The organism is Pseudomonas sp. LAP_36 (assembly GCF_019456785.1).
GTDB lineage: Bacteria > Pseudomonadota > Gammaproteobacteria > Pseudomonadales > Pseudomonadaceae > Aquipseudomonas > Aquipseudomonas tritici.
In genome coordinates this window covers 162,163-181,339 of sequence record NZ_JAHZMS010000002.1, presented here as the reverse complement: position 1 = coordinate 181,339, position 19,177 = coordinate 162,163, and the positions used below count along the sequence as shown (strand labels likewise).

General features: G+C 60.5%; 17 protein-coding genes. 5 read left to right on the top strand and 12 right to left on the bottom strand.

The window, feature by feature from the left end:
• Positions 1-38 precede the first annotated feature (38 nt).
• Positions 39-1,391, top strand: coding sequence for a sodium:proton antiporter (locus JBO08_RS06360; protein WP_065880495.1), 1,353 nt, complete (start codon positions 39-41; stop codon positions 1,389-1,391).
• Here the strand turns inward: JBO08_RS06360 and JBO08_RS28090 are convergent.
• From JBO08_RS28090 to JBO08_RS06350, 3 genes are all read right to left on the bottom strand, one after another.
• Positions 1,382-1,516 (bottom strand): hypothetical protein, encoded by a 135-nt coding sequence (locus tag JBO08_RS28090; protein WP_256530457.1) that lies wholly within the window; start codon positions 1,514-1,516, stop codon positions 1,382-1,384. The genes JBO08_RS06360 and JBO08_RS28090 overlap by 10 nt on opposite strands.
• Positions 1,517-1,527: 11 nt before the next feature.
• Complete coding sequence (locus tag JBO08_RS06355) at positions 1,528-1,740, bottom strand: hypothetical protein (RefSeq protein ID WP_049708360.1); 213 nt, start codon at positions 1,738-1,740, stop codon at positions 1,528-1,530.
• 80 nt (positions 1,741-1,820) lie between these two features.
• The gene (locus tag JBO08_RS06350) at positions 1,821-2,366 is read right to left on the bottom strand and encodes a hypothetical protein (RefSeq protein WP_065873130.1); all 546 of its coding nucleotides are present in this window, start codon (positions 2,364-2,366) and stop codon (positions 1,821-1,823) included.
• Positions 2,367-2,771: 405 nt separating this feature from the next.
• Between JBO08_RS06350 and JBO08_RS06345 the strand changes: the two genes are divergently transcribed.
• The gene (locus JBO08_RS06345) at positions 2,772-4,181 is read left to right on the top strand and encodes a circularly permuted type 2 ATP-grasp protein (protein WP_065873131.1); all 1,410 of its coding nucleotides are present in this window, start codon (positions 2,772-2,774) and stop codon (positions 4,179-4,181) included.
• A 2-nt stretch (positions 4,182-4,183) separates the two neighbouring features.
• A complete protein-coding gene (locus tag JBO08_RS06340) occupies positions 4,184-5,134 on the top strand; it encodes an alpha-E domain-containing protein (RefSeq protein WP_065873132.1) in 951 nt (316 codons plus the stop codon).
• Between the two features lie 63 nt (positions 5,135-5,197).
• On the opposite strand, the gene JBO08_RS06335 is transcribed toward JBO08_RS06340, so the two are convergent.
• Entirely contained in the window at positions 5,198-6,139 is a 942-nt protein-coding gene (locus tag JBO08_RS06335) for an alpha/beta fold hydrolase (protein ID WP_065880494.1), read from the bottom strand.
• Positions 6,096-7,058 (bottom strand): AraC family transcriptional regulator, encoded by a 963-nt coding sequence (locus JBO08_RS06330; protein WP_065873134.1) that lies wholly within the window; start codon positions 7,056-7,058, stop codon positions 6,096-6,098. The genes JBO08_RS06335 and JBO08_RS06330 overlap by 44 nt, the downstream gene beginning before the upstream one ends.
• Before the next feature lie 102 nt (positions 7,059-7,160).
• Between JBO08_RS06330 and JBO08_RS06325 the strand changes: the two genes are divergently transcribed.
• Entirely contained in the window at positions 7,161-8,120 is a 960-nt protein-coding gene (locus JBO08_RS06325; RefSeq protein ID WP_065873135.1) for an oxidoreductase, read from the top strand.
• On the opposite strand, the gene JBO08_RS06320 is transcribed toward JBO08_RS06325, so the two are convergent.
• Positions 8,110-10,374: an ATP-dependent DNA helicase gene (locus tag JBO08_RS06320; protein ID WP_065909319.1), complete on the bottom strand. Its 2,265-nt coding sequence runs from the start codon at positions 10,372-10,374 to the stop codon at positions 8,110-8,112. The genes JBO08_RS06325 and JBO08_RS06320 overlap by 11 nt on opposite strands.
• Positions 10,371-12,017, bottom strand: coding sequence for a VRR-NUC domain-containing protein (locus tag JBO08_RS06315; protein ID WP_220074296.1), 1,647 nt, complete (start codon positions 12,015-12,017; stop codon positions 10,371-10,373). Before JBO08_RS06315 ends, JBO08_RS06320 begins: the two co-directional genes overlap by 4 nt.
• 186 nt (positions 12,018-12,203) lie before the next feature.
• Here JBO08_RS06315 and JBO08_RS06310 point away from each other — a divergent pair, with 186 nt between their 5' ends.
• The gene (locus JBO08_RS06310) at positions 12,204-12,428 is read left to right on the top strand and encodes a YgdI/YgdR family lipoprotein (protein WP_065880490.1); all 225 of its coding nucleotides are present in this window, start codon (positions 12,204-12,206) and stop codon (positions 12,426-12,428) included.
• A 157-nt stretch (positions 12,429-12,585) separates the two neighbouring features.
• On the opposite strand, the gene JBO08_RS06305 is transcribed toward JBO08_RS06310, so the two are convergent.
• The 5 genes from JBO08_RS06305 to JBO08_RS06285 all read right to left on the bottom strand — a co-directional run bounded on the left by JBO08_RS06305 (position 12,586) and on the right by JBO08_RS06285 (position 18,939).
• Entirely contained in the window at positions 12,586-13,920 is a 1,335-nt protein-coding gene (locus JBO08_RS06305) for a TolC family outer membrane protein (RefSeq protein WP_065873139.1), read from the bottom strand.
• A gap of 2 nt (positions 13,921-13,922) precedes the next feature.
• On the bottom strand, positions 13,923-15,236 hold the full coding sequence (locus tag JBO08_RS06300) for an HlyD family type I secretion periplasmic adaptor subunit (protein WP_065891002.1): 1,314 nt from the start codon (positions 15,234-15,236) through the stop codon (positions 13,923-13,925).
• Positions 15,233-16,984 (bottom strand): type I secretion system permease/ATPase, encoded by a 1,752-nt coding sequence (locus JBO08_RS06295; RefSeq protein WP_065873141.1) that lies wholly within the window; start codon positions 16,982-16,984, stop codon positions 15,233-15,235. Before JBO08_RS06295 ends, JBO08_RS06300 begins: the two co-directional genes overlap by 4 nt.
• A gap of 103 nt (positions 16,985-17,087) precedes the next feature.
• Complete coding sequence (locus tag JBO08_RS06290) at positions 17,088-17,456, bottom strand: AprI/Inh family metalloprotease inhibitor (protein ID WP_065873142.1); 369 nt, start codon at positions 17,454-17,456, stop codon at positions 17,088-17,090.
• 49 nt (positions 17,457-17,505) lie between these two features.
• A complete protein-coding gene (locus JBO08_RS06285) occupies positions 17,506-18,939 on the bottom strand; it encodes a serralysin family metalloprotease (protein ID WP_065873143.1) in 1,434 nt (477 codons plus the stop codon).
• Positions 18,940-19,177 lie beyond the last annotated feature (238 nt).

Here is a 19,177-nt window from a genome sequence, read left to right as displayed (position 1 = left end):
CTCAAACCTGAACAGACCACGGCCCTGGTGCATGCTCGATGACTTTTATTCTATGGATGGCCGTACTGGGCGCTGTATTGCTTACCCTTGCCCTCACCTCCTCCTATCTGCGCTGGATGCCTGTCACGACCTCGGCGGTGTGCTTGCTGTTGGGCGTGGGGATCGGCCCACTGGGCGTGGATTTGCTGCACCTGGATATCCAGCACTCCGCGCGCTGGATGGAACACCTGACCGAAGTTGCCGTGCTGTTTTCGCTGTTCGTCAGCGGCTTGAAGCTGCGCCTGCCGCTCAAACATCGCACCTGGCGCATCGCGTTTGGCATGGCCGGGCCGGTGATGTTGCTGACCATCCTTGGCATCTGCCTGGCGCTGCATTACGTGTTTGCGTTGCCGTGGGGCGCGTCGTTACTGGTGGGTGCGATCCTGGCGCCCACGGATCCCGTGCTGGCGGGCCTGGTGCAGGTCAATAACGCTCAGGATTACGACGCGCTGCGCTTCGGCCTGTCCGGCGAAGCAGGCTTGAACGACGGCACGGCCTTCCCCTTTGTGATCTTTGCCCTGCTATTTATGCAGCACGGTGGGTTTGATGGGGATTGGCTGGGCGGCTGGGCGTTGAAAAACCTGCTCTGGGCAGTGCCCGCCGGGCTGTTGATCGGCTATTGGATGGGGCGCGGCATTGGCCGCGTGACGCTGTGGTTGCGCATCACCCACAGTGACAGCACGCTCTCGCCTAACGATTACCTGACGCTCGCCCTGATTGCGCTGGCCTACGTGGTCGCCGAGGCGGTGGGCGGTTATGGCTTCCTGTCGGTGTTTGCCGCCGGGCTCGGCTTGCGCCAGGCGGAGTTCCGCTCTACCGGTCATTCGCAGACACCGTCGGAGCACTTGGCGCTGCCGGTGGTGGGTCACTTGGAAGTCGAGCCTGAGCGCGCATTGCAGGGGGATGTGAGCGATCTGCAGGATACGCAGATCGCCGCCGGCGTGATGATGGGCGACATGCTGTCATTTGGTAGCCTGGTCGAGCGCTCGATGGAGGTGTTCCTGGTGACGGTGCTGGGGATCGTGCTGGTGAGCCATTGGGATTGGCGGGCGCTGCCGATGGCGGCGCTGCTGTTTTGCGTGATTCGCCCCGTCAGTGTGCTGGCGATGCCCTGGGGCAGCCTGGTCGATCACCGGCAGCGCGGCCTGATGGGCTGGTTCGGTATACGGGGGATTGGCAGTATTTATTACCTGTTCTACGCACTCAATCATGGGCTGATCGGTACCAGCAGTGCGGTGGCGGTGAACCTGACCTTGTCAGTGATCGCCTTGAGCATCGTCGTTCATGGCCTGAGTACCCAGCCAATGCTGGCGTGGTATGAACGACGAGCCAAGGTCAACACTCAGTCCTGATGCTCGGTATTGCCCACATCCGCCGCTTCATCCAGATCGTTGAGCGGCACTTCTGCGTCATCCATCAACGAGCCAGGGTCTTCATTGCCTGGGTCGTTGAGTTCCTCATCAAGTTCTTTTGACATGACCGTCTCCTCTAACCGCCTTGGGTATCGATATCGGCATCGGTTTCAGCCTTGGGCTCTGGCTCAGGCTCGAAGTCTGGACTGTAGTCGTTTTCTTCAGCCTTGGGGTCTTTGGCGGGTGCCGGGTCTTTGGGCGCGTCGGCGGCAGTACCTGGTGCTGGTTCGCCGCCGTCGATGGCCGGGTCGTTGCGACCGCTGACTTGGGGATCGTCGTGTGTGCTCATGGGTCACCTCTTCGCAGTGTTGGGAAAATGAAGCCTGCGTAAAGGTAAGGTCACGCCCTGGGCAATGAAGTTCAACTTGCTTATGAGCCTGGGTTATCGACCTGAATGTAGAACGCATAGGCGGCGAGCATTATCCAAAACACCATGAAGATCCACGGTGTACGCACCGAGAACAGCAAGGATTTGCGATAGCCCTTGTGCGAGGACTCGACTTCGGAAAACAGCGGCGACTCGTCATAAGCCAAGCCCATCACCGGCTCGCTGCGCAGCAGTTCGCTCTGTTTGAAGTGCCAGTGATCGATGATGTCATACGCTGCGCGGATGCCGGGCCAGGCGTTGAGGGAGCTGAGAATGCCCAGGAGCGCTAGGAACAGCGGGACCACCAGGGTGAACAATTTGCCCCATTCCGGGTTGAGGTTGCCCATGCCAGACACAAAGGCGATGACCAAGAACGACTGCGCCGTCAGGTAGGCGTCGGTGCGGTTGGCCAGGATCGAGGTTTCGTACTGTATCTCGCGCCGGTAGAAGTCGAGGCGGTCTTTGGGTGAGCCGAAGATCTTGGCGTTGTGCTCACTGTGATCGGTCAGGGTCGATTCTGGGCTGTCAGGGGATATGATTCTGGGCACATGCGTGCTCCGTTTTGGATCGAGTCTGTTTAGAAGGAAGGGGCGGCGGCGAAGTTCAAGTTAGTTCGCGCACCAATCTGGCGCATTTTGTAGTGAGCGGGCTTGCCCCGCGCCGGATTGCGTAGCGCTCCCGCCCTTTTGGGGGCCGCTGCGCAGCCCAGCGCGGGGCAAGCCCGCTCACTACAATAGGGTTATTGGCGGTTTCGGCACAGGCATTGCTTAACCCTTTCATCACCCACCTGCCTTGCCCGGTTACAGGAGCATTCGTTACCCACCGACCCAGAGCCGACCCCATAAGAAAGTAAGGACCAGGCCGGTTGGCACCTTCAGCCACGGCCTTATAAAAATGCGTTTTTTGAAGCGGCAGTGCCACTTGGCTATCCTCGGCACTGACAAGGTACTGGAATGGCTCGATCTTTCTTCGATGAAATGAATGACGCAAACGGCGCGTGCCGTGCGCATTATCAAGACTTCTCCCGCTGGCTGGCGAATACGCCGCCGGAGCTGCTGGCCCAGCGTCGCCGTGAAGCCGACTTGCTGTTCCACCGCGCCGGGATTACGTTCACGCTGTATGGTGACGAGCAAGACACCGAGCGCTTGATCCCCTTCGACATCATCCCCCGCAGCATCCCCGCCAGCGAATGGAGCGTGATCGAACGCGGTTGTATCCAGCGCGTCAACGCGTTGAACATGTTCCTTGCCGACATCTACCACGACCAGCGCATTATCAAGGCCGGGATCATTCCAGCGGAACAGGTGCTGGGCAACGAGGGTTATCAGAAGGCCATGGTCGGCCTGGACCTGCACCGCGACATCTACTCGCATATTTCCGGTGTCGACCTGGTGCGCGATGGCGACGGCACCTACTACGTGCTCGAAGACAACCTGCGCACCCCCAGCGGCGTGAGCTACATGCTCGAAGACCGCAAAATGATGATGCGCCTGTTCCCCGAGGTCTTCGCCAAGCAGCGCATCGCGCCGGTGGACCATTACCCCAACCTGCTCCTTAAGACCCTGAAAAGCGCCAGCCGCCTGGATAACCCCAACGTGGTGGTGCTGACGCCTGGGCGCTTTAACAGTGCGTTCTTCGAGCATGCGTTCCTGGCCCGGGAAATGGGCGTGGAACTGGTGGAAGGCGCCGACTTGTTCGTACAGGACCTCAAGGTGTTCATGCGCACCACCGACGGCCCCAAGCCGGTGGACGTGATTTACCGGCGTATCGACGACGCCTTCCTCGACCCCAAGGCCTTCAACCCCGACTCCATGCTTGGCGTGCCCGGCCTGGTGGCCGCTTATTGCGCCGGCAACGTGGTGCTGGCCAATGCCATCGGCACCGGCGTGGCTGATGACAAGTCGATCTACCCCTATGTGCCGGAGATGATCCGCTTCTACCTGGATGAAGAACCGGTGCTGCAAAACGTGCCGACCTTCCAGTGCCGCAAACCCGATGAGCTGTCCCACGTCCTGGCCAACCTGCCGCAACTGGTGGTCAAGGAAACCCAGGGCTCCGGCGGCTACGGCATGCTGGTCGGCCCGGCCTCCAGCGCCGCCGAGATCGAGGACTTCCGCCAACGCATCAAGGCCCGACCCCACGCGTATATCGCCCAACCCACACTGAGCCTGTCCACCTGCCCCACCTTTGTCGAGAACGGCATTGCTCCGCGGCATATCGACCTGCGGCCCTTTGTGCTGTCGGGCAAGGAAACCCGCCTGGTACCCGGTGGCCTTACCCGTGTTGCGCTGAAGGAAGGCTCACTGATCGTCAACTCGTCGCAAGGCGGCGGAACCAAGGACACCTGGGTGGTGGAGGACTGAGTATGTTGAGTAGAACCGCCGCAGATCTGTACTGGATGTCCCGTTACCTAGAGCGCGCCGAGAACCTGGCGCGCATGCTCGAGGTCAGTTACTCCCTGTCGTTGATGCCCCAGGCCGGGCGCAGTGATGGCCTGGATGAACTGGCCATGTCGCTGCTCAGCAGCGGCACCCTGGACAATTACCTTGAGCGGCATACGCAGCTGGATGCCGAGCGCATGTTGCACTTCTTTGCCCTCGACGAAGAGAACCCCGCCAGCATCTATAACTGCCTGCGCGCGGCCCGCGGCAATGCCCATGCGGTGCGCGGGCGTATCACCGCCGACATGTGGGAAAACCTCAACGCCACCTGGCTGGAGATGCGCAGCATCGCCGCCGGCGGCCTGGCGCGGCATGGCATCAGCCACTTTTGTGATTGGGTCAAGCAGCGTTCACACCTGTTCCGGGGGGCTACCTCCGGGACGATCATGCGCAATGACGCCTATCGGTTTATCCGCCTGGGCACCTTCGTGGAGCGTGCGGACAACACCTTGCGCCTGCTGGATGCGCGCTATGAGATGTTTGGCGAGGAGTCGGAAGAAGTCAGTGACTTGTCGGCACGCGGTTATTACCAATGGAGCGCCCTGCTCCGCGCGTTGTCGTCGTTCGAGGCGTACACCGAGTTGTATCCGAATGCGTTGAATGCTCGCTCGGTCTCAGAGTTGCTGTTGTTGCGCAGTGATGTGCCGCGTTCGTTGCATGCGTGTATCGAGGAGTTGAGTCATATCCTGGCGGACTTGCCCGGCAGTTACGGGCGCACGGCGCAGCGGTTGGCGGCGGAGTTTGAGGCGCGGCTCAGGTATACGGGGATTGATGAGATTCTTGAGGATGGGTTGCATAGCCGGTTGACGGAATTCATTGACACGGTTCGGGAGTTGGCGCAGGCGATTCATAGTTCATATCTGGAAGTGGTTTAGCACACGACGCTGATCAAAATGTGGAAGCGGGCAAGCCCGCTCCTACATTTGGTTGGGGTGGGTTTACGGTTTTTGTAGGAACGCGAGGATTAGCGTGTTGACCTGCTGGCTTTGTTCGTTCTGGATCCAGTGGCCGCAGTTGGGCAGCACGTGTTGTTCAAGGTGAGGCACTGAATCGGGCATGCGCTTGAGCGTGTGGGCCTCGAATATCCCGACCGGGTCTCGGTCACCGATGAGGAATAGCGTGGGTTGCAACACCTGCTGGCCAGCCAGGCATTCAGTGCGTTGCCAGTTGCGTTCAAAGTTGCGGTACCAGTTCAGCGGGCCACGAAAACCGTGGTCGGCGAAGGTTTTTACGTAGACGTCCAGATCTGCCTGGGAACACCATTGCGGCAATGCGCCGGGCGCGGGAACGCCCTCAAGTAACCGGGCGCTCGGCGGTTTCTTTTGCAAAAACACATCCTGATCCTGCATGAACAGGCGCAACGTGCGCTCGATGTCAGCGTTCAGCTCCTGCTCGGCAACGCCCGGCTCCTGGAAATACAGGATGTAGTTGAAGCGGTCGGCGTACAGCTCACGCATGATTTCGATCACCGGCCGCCGCGCGCGTCCGGCGAAAGGCACGGACATCGTGACCAAGCGCGTGACACGCTGGGGTTCGAGCAACGCCAGGTGCCAGGCCACCACTGCGCCCCAGTCATGGCCGACCATCACCACCTGCGCATGGCCAAAATGGTCCATGGCCTGCTGGATATCCCCGCACAGGGTCAGCAGATCATAATCGGCGATCGCGGCGGGCGAACTGGTTTGGCCGTAGCCGCGCATTTCCGGGGCGAACACTCGGTAACCCGCAGCCGCCAATGCGCGAATCTGCTCGCGCCAGGAGTGCCAGCATTCCGGGAAACCGTGGAGAAGCCAGATCGGCGGACCTTCGTCGGCTCCCGTGACCTGCACACTTAATTCAATGCCGTTGACCTGGATCCTGTGCTGCCGGGTAGCGTTCATCAGTGGCGTCCTTGTGTAGTTTGCGCTCGCGGTACTCTCGCGGTGAGCAATTCATCAAACGTTTGAAAGCACTGCTGAATGCACTGTCCGACTGATAACCCAATGCTTGGCCGATGCTGGACACACTGCTGCTGGAGGTGTTCAACGCCTGTACCGCCAAATGCATACGCCAGCGGGTCAGATATGCCTGAGGTGCCATGCCAACACGTTGCTTGAAATGCTGGGCGAAGGTCGAGCGAGACTGATTGGCCGTGCCTGCCATTTCGCTCAATGTCCAACGCCGTGCCGGTTCTGCGTGCACTTGCGCCAGTACCGGCGCCAACCTCGGATCGGTCAATGCCGCCAGCCAACCGGTGGTACTGGCGCCCAGGGAAGCTTGATAGAGGCGCAGGATTTGCACCAGCATCATTTGCGCCAAATGCTCGGTCATCAACGCCGCACCCAGCTTCGGGCTGGCGTATTCAAGAGACAGGCGCTCCAGGCACCAACGCAACACACTGGCCTGGTCGGAGCGAGCACTGATACGCACCACCGGTGGCAATCCCTCCAGCAAGAGGCGGGCTTCATCACCGTAGTAAAACAGTCCGCCAATCAGAAACAGATCAGCCGTATCACCCAGGCTGGCGATACCGCCCACGGCCTTGCTGTAGACCTGCCGAGCATCGACCCCCTCCAGTGCCAGGTGGCTGGATAATTTCCACGGTCGATTTTGCGTCAATAGAAAGCAATCACCTTCATACAGCCGGACGGGCACGATCATCCCTTCTACTTCCAGCCAACACTCGCCCTCTACTACCGCGTTGAACTTGATGCCACCCGGTGGTGGAAAATCCAGCGCCCAGTCGCCGCCCGCCTTCAAACCCGCAAAATACGAGCGGTGACTGCGTAACAACGCCACCACATCAGACAGGATATCCATAAATAAAAAAGCTCCGGACGATCGCGACAGAAATACAGACTTTAGGCTATTCCGAGTCCGGCCCCAAAAAAACACTATAGGTCCTCCTGAGTGGAGAGCCTTATGACCAGCAAGCAAACCCCTATTAACAGCGGATTCGACGGTGCGACGACAGCCACACAAGCATTGGCGGGTAAAGATTTACACGGTATGACCGTTATCGTTACCGGTGGCTATTCCGGCATTGGCCTGGAGGCCGTACGGACATTGGCGGGCGCAGGCGCGCAGGTGATCGTTCCTGCACGCGATGCGCTTAAAGCCGAGCGCAACCTACGCGGGATCCGCGGCGTTGAACTGGCCAGCCTGGATTTGTTCGACGCGGCCTCTATTGACCGCTTCGCCCAGGACTTCCTGGCGTCCGGGAGGGCGTTGCATCTTTTGATCAACAGCGCGGGGATCATGGCTACCCCACTGCAAAGGAACGCCAACGGCCTGGAAGCGCAGTTCGCCACCAACCACCTGGGTCACTTTCAGCTGACCGCCCGCCTGTGGCCGGCCTTGTGTAAAACAAGCGGTGCGCGCGTGGTGACGGTGTCGTCCCTCGGGCATCGTTTGAGCCCCCTGCACTTCGAAGATCCCCAATTTGAACGCCGTGCCTATGACAAGTGGCTGGCCTACGGTCAGTCAAAAACCGCCAACGCGCTGTTCGCCGTGGCGCTGGACCAGCGTGGCCGGGCATGCGATGTGCGCGCGTTTTCGGTACACCCCGGTGAAATCCTCACTGACCTGCTCCGTTACCTGGACAAAGACGACCTGGCGTTCGTCGGCGCGCTGGATGAACACGGGAATATTCGCCCGGCCAGTCATTACAAGAACCCTGAACAAGGCGCCGCGACGATGGTGTGGTGTGGCGTCAGTCCCCAACTTGAGGGGCTGGGCGGCCTGTACTGCGAAGATTGCGATGTGGCCGCCCCCGCTCACGATGAACGCGGGCGCAACGGCGTCTATCCGTGGGCCGTCGACCTGGAGCACGCCGAGCGGTTGTGGGCCTTGAGCGAACGACTGTGTGGCGTCACGCTCTGATCGTCGGTGCCCACCAACGCGGCAACAACTGGCGCACCCGCGCCTCGCCGAACCGGTCATCGATCAACATCACCACGCCCCGATCCTGCTGGCTACGGATCACCCTGCCCGCCGCCTGAACCACTTTCTGAATGCCGGGGTACAGGTAGGTGTAGTCGTAACCTGCGCCGAAGATCGCGCCCATGCGCAGTTTCATCTGTTCGTTGACCGGGTTCAGCTGGGGCAGCCCGAGGGTGGCAATAAAGGCACCGATCAAGCGAGCGCCGGGCAAATCAATGCCCTCGCCAAATGCGCCACCCAGTACGGCAAAACCGATGCCCTGGCTGTGCTCGGTGAACTGGTCAAGAAAGGCCTGGCGCTCGGCCTCCGTCATGCCGCGTGACTGCTGCCAGAGCACGATCCGCGGATGTCGTTCGCCGAGCAACTGCGCCACCTGCTGCAGGTAATCAAAGCTTGAGAAAAACGCCAGGTAGTTGCCAGGCTGTTGGGTGTACTGGTGGGCGATCAGCTCAACGATGGGTTCCAACGAAGCGTTGCGATGCACGAAGCGTGTGGAGATTGCATCGACGATGCGCACCTGCAGTTGCTCGGCCTTGAACGGTGACTCCACGTCGATCCACGCAGTATCCGCCGGCAGGCCCAGCAAGTCGGCGTAGTAATGACGGGGGCTGAGGGTGGCGGAAAACAGCACACTGCTGCGGGCCGCGGTCAATCGCGGGCGGATGAACTCGGCGGGCACCACGTTGCGCAGGCACAAGGTAGAGCTGCTGCGTTTGCCACTGAACTGGCGCTTGCTGATATCGAAAATAAAGTGCTCGTTGAACAGCTCGGCAACCTTGGCAAATTGTAGCACCTCGAAATAAAACGCTTGCAGGTCGCCACTGAGTGACTCGGGGTGCGCGTTGAAATAGTCGCCCATGGCGCTGGCGCACAGGGTCAGGGCCTGCAACAGTTTTTCGGGTCGGGCGGCGTAGGCCTGGTAGGGCGCGAGCTGGCCCTTGTGCAGCGCGTTCCACTCACGGTTAACGCGCTGCAACGGTTTCTTCAAGGCTTCGGGCGCGGTGTCCCGCAGGGTCTTGAGGCTGTACTGGTCAAGGCTGGCGCTGTACATCGAACGGGCACGTTCGACCAGGTTGTGCGCCTCGTCCACCAACACGGCGGCGCGCCACTGATTGAGCTGTGCGAGGCCAAACAGCATGGCGCCAAAGTCGAAGTAGTAGTTGTAGTCGGCGACCACCAGGTCGGCCCAGCGCGCCATTTCCTGGCTCAGGTAGTAAGGGCAAACGTCATGGGCCAGGGCGACGTCGCGCAGGTTTCGCTGATCGAGCAGGCGCACCTTGGACGCGGCAATGCGCGCGGCGGGCAAGCGGTCATAGAAGCCTTGGGCCAGGGGGCAGGAATCGCCGTGGCAGGCTTTGTCCAAGTGTTCACAGGCTTTGTCCCGTGCCACCAGCTCCAGCACGCGCAATGGCAGGCCGGGGCTGCTGGCGTGTAGCACTTGGGCCGCATCCAGGGCGAGCTTGCGGCCGGGGGTCTTGGCGGTGAGGAAGAACAGCTTGTCCAGTTGCTGGGGCGCCAGGGCCTTGAGCAAAGGGAAAATCGTGCCGATGGTCTTACCGATACCCGTCGGCGCCTGGGCCATCAGGCAACGCCCGGTGCTGACGGCCTTGTACACCGACTCGGCCAGCGAACGCTGGCCAGGACGAAACCCGGCATGGGGAAAAACCAGGGTGTGCGCGGCGTCGTTGCGCGCTTCGCGATGCTGCATTTCCTGCTGGGCCCAACCGAGGAACAGCGCGCATTGCTGATTGAAGAACGCCTCCAGCTCAGTCGCTTGAAAGCGTTGGTTCAGCACTGTCTCGCCTTCGCCGACGATATCGAAGTACACCAGTGCCAGGTCGATGTCCGAAAGGCCGAGTTTCTGGCACATCAGCCAACCGTAGATTTTGACCTGGGCCCAATGTAGTTGGCGATGGTTGGCGGGCTGGGCGTGGAGGTCGCCGCGATAGGTTTTGACTTCTTCCAGACGGTTGGCGTCCGGGTCATAGCCGTCCGCCCTGCCCCGCACCTTGAGCTGCTGGTAGTCGCCTTCAAGCGCGACCTCATTCTGGTAGTGCTTGCTGCGCCGTGAAGCGACGGTGCGGTGGCCGATAATGCCTTCCTGGGCGCTGGGGGAAGGCGTAAAGCGCAGGTCCAGGTCACCGACCTTGGCCGTGAACTCGCACAGTGCACGCACGGCAACGCTGTAACTCAAGCGGACTCTGCCCAGCGCACATAGCAGACCGTCACCGGCATCTGGTATTCACCGCAGAACTCCAGCCAGCGCAACTGGTTGTCTTGCAGGCGATCGCCAGGGCCCTTGACCTCGATCATGCGGTAGGTCTTTTGCTCGGGCCAGAACTGGATCAGGTCGGGCATGCCAGTGCGGTTGGCGCGGATGTCCAGCAGCAGCCGTTCAAACCAGTAATGCAGGTGCTCGGCGGGCAGGCACGCCAAAGCCTGTTCCAGCAGCTCTTCGCTAAGCAGGTTCCAGAACACAAAGGGCGACTGGATTCCCCACTTTTCGCTATAGCGCTGGCGGATGGTGGTTTTATAGCGCTCGTCCTGCAACTGCTCGAAACAACCGGCGAACAGCGGCGCGCGGCGCTGGTGGAAGTCCTCACTGTGCAAATCTGCGGGGCCGCGCTGGAATGGGTGGAAAAACGAACCTGGCAGCGGCGCAAAGATCACGTCCCAGCACAGCAGGCCGAACAGCGAGTTGATCAGTCCGTTTTCAACGTAATGCACCGGCCCATCGGGCTCGCTGAGGTGAGCCTGCACGCAGTACTCCACCGACATCAACGGCTCGGGCAGCGTCAGGGCCAGATCCAGTCGCGTGACCGGTCGGGGCTTGGTTTTGGGCAAAGCCGGTTCGCCCAATTTGCGGCGCAGGCGTGGCAACACACGCAACACGTGTTGCTGCTCGGCGGCGCTTTCCGGCATGTGTTGAGCGGCGTAAGCCAGGGCAATGGCCTGGGTGTAATCCTCCTGGCGCTCCAGCACGCGGATCAGTCGCGCGCGGGCACCTGGGTAGGCGCACGCGCGATAAATCTGCTCCGCCAAACCCAGTTCCGCATTGCGTTCACAGTACTGGCCCACTTGGAACAACAGCTTGGCCCGGCGTTTTTCCAGCCAGGGGTTGTCGGTGTTCAGGGTGGCGATGCGCACGAGTACCTCTTGCAACGCCTGGCCCGTTTCAAAAGCTTGCTGGCACTGGTGCAAGAACAAAAATCCGTGCACGTCGTCACGGCTGCGCAAACCCCGGGACTCGGCACAGAATTCGACTTTTTCATAGGTATAGATGCCAAGGTCGGCCAGCACGAATTCTGACCAGTCCTGATGCAGGTTGCCAAAGAACATCAGGCGCAGGCGGTCGCACAAATCCATCACGGTGAGGCTGTACAGCGTGTCAGCCAGGGCGGGGCACCAGGTGGCGAAACTGCGGCTGTCGGCAAACTGCGCCGCCAGCCCCTCCATCCAGTCGGTTTTCCTCGCTTTGGGTTGGTCGATCCAAGGCTTGAACGTCGCGAGAAGTTCGCCTTTCTGCAACAAGGCGAACAACTCTTGAAAACCCAGCAGGCATTGATCATCTACCCAACCCAGTGCCAACAACGGCCCGGCAGCGGCGTGCGGACAGCCGATCTCGAGGTAATTGAGCTTGCCCGCACGAAAATGCACACCCTTGCGCATCACCATGCGCACCAACAACGCTTGGGAAGCCTGCGGCAACCTGTCAAATTGCTGAATGAAATGCTGTTCGTCCGCATCGAGCAGATCTGCATAGCGTTGCCCCAGCCAATGCAGGACCTGGCGGAAGTTATGCAGGTAATAGAGCGGGTCTTCGAGGGGATTGGCCATGGCGCACAGCGATCAAGTACTGGTTATGCATACAGAGTGCCGTCGCAGATGCCAGGTTGCAATCGGTAATAGATAAATGGCGCCTGCAACTTTTTGCATAAAAGTGATCAGATGGGTGAGTCGATGGCGTAACATTTGTCGCCCGCGGCCTCTGGCGTGGGACTTTTCAGGGTTAAGGTAAGGGTTATGAACATGAAGAATTTGAGTCTGCCACTGGTTGCACTCACTTTTCTGGTATTGGCCGGTTGCGCGACGCAAACCGTGGTGACGCTGCAAAATGGCACACAGTATTTGACCAGGGACACCCCAAAAACCAAGACTGCCGACGGCTTCTACGAATTCACCGACATCGCCGGCAAACGCATCCGTGTCAAAGCCGACGACGTAGCCACCGTGCGCAAAGAAGACTAGGCAACGCAGGTCAAATGTGGGAGCTGGCTTGCCTGCGATAGCGGTATCTCAGATACATAGCCGCTGCATGACACTCCGCCATCGCGGGCAAGCCCGCTCCCACAGTGGATTGCATTCCAGCTCCGGCTGATTTCCATCTCCCCCGACAAACCCCCAGCTACAACCGCGGCCCAAACGCCTCATCCACCTTCGCCAAATCCGTATCCCGCAGATTCCCCGCGTAATAATGCAACTTGGTCCAAGCCATCAAATAGTCATACCGCGCCTGCGCCAGGTCACGCCGAGTGCTGTACAGCTGCTGCTCAGCGTTTAGCGCATCCAGGTTGACTCGCTCCCCCCCAAGGATGCTCTGCTTGGTCGACACCACCAGCGCTTCGGCTGACACCAGCGCCTTCTGATACGCCCGCAACTTGCTCACCCCCGACAGGCACGCACTGAACTGGCGACGCAGCTCGATCAGGGTTTCGCGGGTCTTGCCCTCCAGTTCGTACTCGGCCTGCTCCATGGCGCGGCTGGCCTGGCGGGTGGACGCCGAGATACCGCCACCGGCATACAGCGGCAGGCTGACTTCGACGCCGATGGTGTTGGTGTCATAGCGTTGGTTGTAGGTATTGCCGCTGTCGGACTCCTGCTGGCGCGAACTGGCATACGCCGTGACCTTGGGCAAATGCCCGGCGCGGTTGCGCTCCACGTCGTAACGGGCCACTTCCAGGGCCTGGCGCTGGGACGCCAGTGTGGGGTTGTTGCTGATCGCCAGTTCATGCCAGGTGTCATAGTTGGCCGGGGTCAAGGTGAACGCGGCAAAGCCCTGGTTCAAAGGGGCCAGGTCATTGATGTTGACGCTTTGCACGCCGATCAATGCACCCAGCTCCCGCAAGGACGCGTCCTGTTCATCCATCGCCTGGATTTCTTCGGCGGTGGCCAGTTCGTAGCGCGACTCGGCTTCCAGAATATCCGTGCGAGTGCCCTCGCCCTGCTGGAACAGGTGCTGGTTTTGCTGGAACTGCTGCTCAAAGGCCTTCTTCTTGGCGCGGGCGATGTCGATCTGGTCCTGGGCAAACAGCGCCTCGGTGTAATACGTCAGCACCCGCACCAGCAGCGCCTGGCTCTTGTCGCGAAAACTTTCATCGGCAAACAGCGCCTGGGCCACGCCTTTGCGGTAGTTGGCGTAGGCCTCGTAGTCGAAAAGCGGCTGTTGCAGGCTGAAGGTAGAACCGTAGCTGTTGTAGTTGCGGTCGTCGTGATAATTGCCGCCGCGCCCGTCCGGCAAGGTGGCCTGGGAATTATTGCGACCCTTGTTGTAGTTGTACGACAGCTTGGGCAACAAGCCCGCACGGCCGATGGCGCGATTTTCCAGGCCAGCGTCACGCTCCTTGATAGCGCCGAGGAACACCGGGTCGTTACGCAAGGCCTGCTCGTACACATCGAACGGGCCCATCGCGGCCTGGGCATTGGCGCAGGTCAACAGCAAGGCGATAAACACAGCTTTCATGTCTATTCCTCGGTCAAGGCGGAGCCGGCGCGGTCGAGCAGCGGCTTGAACAGGTAATTGAGCAACGAGCGCTCGCCGGTACGCACGAACATCTCGGCGGGCATGCCTGGCTTGATCACCAACCCATGGAGTTTTTCCAGTGCCGCTTCGCTGACCGTGGTGCGCAGCACGTAATACGGCGCGCCGGTTTTTTCATCGAGCATCTGGTCGGCGGAGATCAGGCTCACCTCTCCCGGCACACGCGGTGTGCGGCTCTGGTTGAAAGCGGTGAACAGGATATCGACCGGCAGGTGCGTCCCCACTTTGTCCACCAGGTGCACCGGCAAGTGCCCTTCCACTTCCAGGCGGGTGTCCTGAGGCACGATCTCCAACAGGGTCTCGCCGGCGCGCACCACGGCACCGATGGTGTGCACGCTGAGGTTGACCGCGATGCCATCCGCCGGGGCGTTGATTTCGCTGTGTTGCAGGTCGAACCCGGCTGAGGTGAGTTGCTGTTCCAGGGTCAGGCTGCGCAGTTGTGCGTCGGCCAATTGGCTGCGCACTTCCTTCTGGTATTCCTCGCTGTGCTGCTGCAATTTCAGGCGCGATTCGAGGATGCCCTGCTCCACGCGGCCACTTTCGCCGGTGTTCTGCGCCAAGTCCTGTTGCACCTGGGACAACTGGCGCTGGTACTCCATCAGGCGGTTGCGCGGGATGTAACCGTTGTCGGCCAACGGTTGCAGGTTGCCGAGTTGGTCGCGCAGGGATTGGGCCTGCGCCGTCAGGTCGCTGCGGGCACGGCGCATGCCGTTCAGTTGCGCAGTGGCGCCTTCAATATTGGCGCGGATGCCGGCCTGTTCGCGGGCAAACGCTTCGCGACGGCTGCTGAACAATTGACGCTGGCCTTCCAGTACCAGCGCCAGGGCGGGGTCGGGATTGGCGCCCAGCTCGGCAGGAAAAGTAATGCGGGTTTGGTTGTCACGCTCGCTCTGCCAACGCGCCACGCTGGCCCAGGCCATGCGGTATTGGGCTTGCAGGGACTGCACGTCGGCCTGGTGCTGGGTCTGGTCGAGACGAAACAGTGGCTGGCCTTGTTTAACCGTTTCACCCTCCTTCACCAGAATCCGGCTGACTACACCAGGGCTGAGGGTTTGCACCGCTTTGCGCTTGCCGGATACCACCACCGTGCCCTGTACCGGAATGCCCTGGTCCAACGGGGCCAGGCTGGCCCACAGAAAAAATCCGCCCGCGCCGACTACCGTCAGCAACCAGCCCATCCGGGCGAAGAACCCGGCGTCGCGCTCTTTGAAACGCGGTTCAAAAGTGATGCTGCTCATGCGCCTGGATTCCTTCCGGCCTGGTACTGACGACTGAAACTGACGCCGGTTTTTTCCTTCGGTGCTTCCTGCTGACCCGACAACGCCCGCAGCACCTCCTGGCTCGGCCCGAACGCCTGCAAATGCCCTTCACTGAGCACCAGCAGTTTATCGGCCTGGGCCAGCGCCGAAGAGCGATGGGTCACCAGCACCACGCTGCTGCCCTGGGCTTTCATCTGCACGATGGCGCTGGCCAGGGCGGCTTCGCCGACGGTGTCGAGGTTGGAGTTGGGCTCATCCAGCACGATCAGACGCGGCCCGCCATATAGCGCGCGGGCCAGCGCCACCCGTTGTTTCTGGCCGCCGGACAGGCCGCCGCCGTTGTCGCCCAAAAGGGTGTCGTAGCCCTGGGGCAACCGCAGGATCAGTTCATGCACGCCCGCCTGCTGCGCGGCGCGCACCACTGATTCGGGATCAGCTTCGCGAAAGCGCGCGATGTTGTCGGCGATGCTGCCACTGAACAGTTCGATGTCCTGGGGCAAGTAGCCGATGTGCGGCCCCAGGTCGTCGCGGTCCCAGCGATGAATATCCGCGCCGTCCAGGCGCACGGTGCCGGCCAGCGTCGGCCATACCCCCACCAACACACGCGCCAGGGTGGATTTGCCAGAGCCCGACGCGCCGAGCACACCGAGCACTTCACCGGCGCCCAGGTTGAAACTGACCTGCTGCAAGGTCGCCACACGCTTTCCGGGCGGGCCCGCACTGACCTGTTCGAAACTGATTTGGCCGAGCGGCACCGGCAATTTCATCTGCTCGACTTCCGGAGGAAACTCGCGCAGCAACTCATCCAGCCGCTGGTAGGCCAGCTTGGCCGAACTCCATTGCTTCCACACCGCAATCAACTGGTCGATGGGGCTGAGTACCCGGCCCATCAGGATCGAACCGGCAATCATCATCCCGGCGGTCATATCCCCCCTGATCACCAGCAACGCGCCGAGCCCCAGCACCAGCGATTGCAGGCACAGGCGCAGGGATTTGCTCAACGACGTGACCACCGAACCGGTATCACTGGCCTTGTTCTGCAGGCCAAGGAACTGCGAATGCACCGCAAACCAGCGTTTGCGCAGCGCGCCGAGCATGCCCATGGCCTGAATGGTCTCGGTATTGTGCAAGTGGCTGGTGGCCAGTTGCGTGGATTGCTGGGAGTAACCGCTGGCCTCCCCCAACGGTTTTTTGGTGAGGTATTCATTCAGGCACGCCAAGCCTATCAGCAGCACGGCACCGGCGGTGGCCAACACGCCAAGCCACACATTGAACAGGAAGATCACGAACAGGTAGATGGGAAACCACGGCGCATCGAAAAATGCGAACAACGCAGGCCCCGTGATGAACTGACGAATATGGGTCAAATCGCCCAAGGATTGCCCGGCATGCCCCTGGCCGCGTTGCAGGTTGCGTTCAAACGCGGCCTTGTAGACGCGCAAGTTGAAACGCCGCTCCAGCTGGCTGCCGATGCGGATCACGATAAAACTACGGATCACTTCAAGCAGGCCAATAAACGCAAAGAAACCCACGACCATCAGCGTCAACATCACCAGGGTGGTTTCATTCTGGGAGGACAGCACGCGGTCATACACTTGCAGCATGTAAATCGACGGCACCAGCATCAACAGGTTAATCAATGCAGTGAAACAGCCAACACTGATCAAAATGCTCTTGTATTCACCCAGCGCCTTGAATAACGGCGCGACGGCATGGGACTTAGCCATGATTTCTGATCTTCCCTGAACCCAATTGCGCGCAAAAGTTGCCCTTGCCCCGACGCACAGGGTGGCCAACTAATAAAATCAAGTTATAAACTTATAACAACAACTAAGGTGTGCGTTGCAATACAACTTCCAGCCCGGTGGGCGTGCGACCTTTATATTCACCTTCTTTCTGGCGGTTCAGGTGGGTAATCCCGCTGCCCTCGGCGTTCATCAGCCAAATTCCGTCCGGTGTCGGCGACCAGCTCAGGGGCTTGTCGCCCAGCCATTGCTCGACACACGCCACGTCGCCACCCAAGGCATTGGCCTGCTCCAGCAGGTCCAGCGCGCACACCCGATCCTGCTGGTGCAACTGCCAATGGCCGGCCAACTGGGCGGTGGTAGGTAATACAAGACTGCTCGCCATTGCGTGGGCTCCTGCCGACACGAACATCACCTGCAACACGCAGGCGATCAATTTGAAAAAACGCTGCATCGCTGTGCTCCATCCGTAAAGCGCGACGCCGAGGCGCCGCGCCCGTGCATCACGCTACGATGTCGCTGACCGCTGCCTGGCCGACGGTGGTGACGAGGAAGTCCGCCACGCCGTGCCCGGAGAAGTCCACGGCCAAGGTGCCCAGGTTGGTGCCTGCGGCGTAGGTCAGCACAGCATCGCCGGCATGCCCGGTGAAGGCATTGACGAAGGTCAGGCCTGCACCCTTGGTGATGCCGGAGAGGTCGATCTTGTCCGAACCCGAGGCAAAGTCAAAGATCTTGTCCGCAGCCCCTGGCTTGGAGTCGGAACTGGCACCGAACACAAAGGTGTCGTTGCCGGCGCCGCCCCACAGCTGGTCCGCACCACCGCCACCGTAGATAAGGTCGTTGCCGGCCCCGCCCTTGATCACGTTGGCGGCGTTGTTACCGATGATCAGGTCGTTGCCCGCGCCACCGAAGGCGTTCTCGAGGGTCACGCCCTTGGCGATGGACACGTTGCCCACCAAACCACCCACGTCCGAGAACGAAGCCTCATTGAGGTTGATCTTCTGGTTCTGAGTGAAACCGGAGAAGTCCAGGGTGTCGTTGCCACCACCGTCCCACACCGAGAACACCAGCTTGTCGGCATTGGACGAAGCGCTGAGGAAATCACGCCCGGTGTTGGAGTTGAAGCCGTAGGTGGTGTCGCCGGCACGGGTGTTGTAGTTGGCGCCGTAGAGCTTCTGGATCGCGGCAATGTCGTCGATCAGCGGCCCGGACGCGTAAGCCTCGACGCCGCCTTTGCTGAAGTTCTGGTTAGTGTTGCTTTCGCTCCAGTAGCTCATCAGGCTGTAGCCGCGCGTGTCCTGTCCATAGGTCGCGTCGTTGTAGGTCGGGTTGCCATTCCCGGCGTTGTAGTCGCCAGGGTGAGCCAGGCCCAGGGTGTGGCCGATTTCGTGGGTCAGGGTTTGCCGGCCGTAGTTGTTCAGGTCCGGGGTCTTGTTGGGCGTGTAGCTGTTGTTGGTCAGGTACCACGAGGTGCCGTCGTAGCCTGCGCCGGTGCCGGGCAGGTAGGCGAAGGCCGCCGCGCCGTCCTGGCCGCTGCTGTAGTTGCCGAAGGTCATGTGGCCGTCACCGCCGGTGGCTTTCTCGGTGAAGGTGACATTGGCCACGTCCGCCCAGGACTGCATGGCCAGTGCGGCCTGTGCTTTCTGCTGGGTGTTGAACTGACTGAAGCCCGAGATGCCATGTTTGTTCATGGTGCTCGACGAGGCCGAGGTCAGGAAGGTGTAGGTCAGGTCGATCTTGCCGTTGCCGTCAAAGTCCCGGTACGCGGCGCCGTCGCGCAGCAGCTGGGTGGCTGCCTGGTCAACGGTGTAGGAGGGTTTGCCATTGACCGTGAGGTTGCCGCCACGGTCGTACAAATGGCTGAAGCTATCGATTTGCGAGTAAGCGGTGCTGGCTTGCGCCGCCGACACGATAGCCTTGTCTTTTACTTTTGACATAAACGTACTTCCTTGTTTGCAAGTGCATCAGTCTTTGATCGATAGGAACCCCGCGGGCGAGATCGTCCTATCACTCGCCTCTTTTGAAGGCGTCACGAAACTGACACAACTTGAAATCTTTCGTCTACATCTTTTCCAGCGTTAGAAATCAGCCTGCCTTCAACTCAACTAAGTTCAGTGCCGTGTTTATTGGACAGCCTTGGTTTTGTCCGACAAAAAACAGCGCGCAGTTATTTAA